Annotated in this window: 1 protein-coding gene; it reads right to left on the bottom strand. The window is 42.9% G+C overall.

The features are described from left to right. The coding region (locus ACERDH_RS09805; protein WP_386686893.1) for a mucin-binding protein at positions 1-347 on the bottom strand (347 nt) is incomplete at both ends.

Raw genomic sequence — 347 nt, 5'->3', positions numbered from 1 at the left:
GGTTCAACACGTTCTGAAAGGGTTACAGTGTAGACTTGGTCACGTGCTGTATCGTAGTCATAAACCTTAGCACCACCTGCTGTGAATTCATCGCTAACAAGCTTGTAGCCTTGTTTCTTGAACTCTGTGATTTGACTTGTTGTGCTGTAGGCAATGGCTTCTCCTGACTTACCTGTTACTTCATCTGTTTTGAGAACTTGATTACCATTAGTGCTTACATAACGGATAACAGCTTTTTGGGCATCCTTATGATAAGTGACTGTTTCAACACGGTCTTGGTCTTTCGCTTGAACTCCACTTACAGCTGGGATTTCTGATTTATCCGCTGTGTAACCTGCGATAGTTGG

Source organism: Streptococcus bovismuti, assembly GCF_042436615.2.
Taxonomy (GTDB): Bacteria; Bacillota; Bacilli; order Lactobacillales; family Streptococcaceae; genus Streptococcus.
This window is presented reverse-complemented; position numbering and strand designations above follow the sequence as displayed.